At 71.7% G+C, this 875-nt stretch carries 1 protein-coding gene; it reads right to left on the reverse strand.

Annotated features, from left to right (window positions below):
• Positions 1-91: 91 nt before the first annotated feature.
• Positions 92-733, reverse strand: a complete 642-nt coding sequence (locus tag CA983_RS44275; protein WP_086606166.1) for a Tat pathway signal sequence domain protein — start codon at positions 731-733, stop codon at positions 92-94.
• Between the last annotated feature and the right edge of the window lie 142 nt (positions 734-875).

The raw sequence follows: 875 nt of genomic DNA on the forward strand, positions 1-875 counted from the left end.
GGCGGGCGGCGCCGCGGCGGTGCTGTTGCTCACCGGCGGCGCCGCCCTGGCGCTACGGCTGCGTCGGCGCTGAACCGACGCTCCTCAGCGGTCAGTTGACGTTGACTGCGACGCCTCCCTTGGTCACCGGCGAGTACTTGGCGGTGAAGAAGGCGTTGGCGAAGCACAGCGACGAGCCGGACGTCTTCGTGAACTGCTGGTTGGTGAAGGTGATGCTGTTGTCGGCGTTGCTCGCCGTTCCGGTCAGGCTGGGTGCCCGGTAGACGCAGTTGATGGTGCCGAGCAGGGTGCGCAGCCGGACCGTGGACTGGATGGCGGAGCCCGCGCCCGGGGTCACGGAGACGGTGCCGTCCGAGGACACGCTGGTGGTGTAGGGCAGGTTGTCGACGGTGATGCCGCTGACGCCGAGCACTCCGACGACGTTGGCGGTGCAGCCGCTGGTGTCGAAGCTGTGCGAGGTGAGGGACTCGGTGGCGGTGCCGGGAGCGGCCGGGTTGTCGGTGACGGTGGCGGTGAACGCCGACTTGGTGCAGGAGATGCCGCTGGTGCCGGTCGCGCTGGAGTAGAAGGTGGCGGCCGTGCCGCTCGCCAGGGACGCGTCGAGGACGTCGCCGACCGCGACGGCCGCGCCGTCGGTGGTGGTCAGGACGGGCGTGTCGGCCGCCGAGGCGGGGGCGGTGAGGCCCAGGGCGGCGACGGCGGCGGTGAGGGTGAGGAGGGTGCGTGTACGCATGCGGGTGTGCCTCTTCTCTGAAGCGGGGTGAGGGTGCGGGGACGCGGTTCGGCGTCCGCCGTCGCCGGCCCGTTACGCCTTCTCCGTACGTGACGGACCGGCAACGGCAGACCGGTGACCGGCCGCAGGCACGCACGGGGAC

Source organism: Streptomyces swartbergensis, assembly GCF_002148965.1.
GTDB lineage: Bacteria > Actinomycetota > Actinomycetes > Streptomycetales > Streptomycetaceae > Streptomyces > Streptomyces swartbergensis.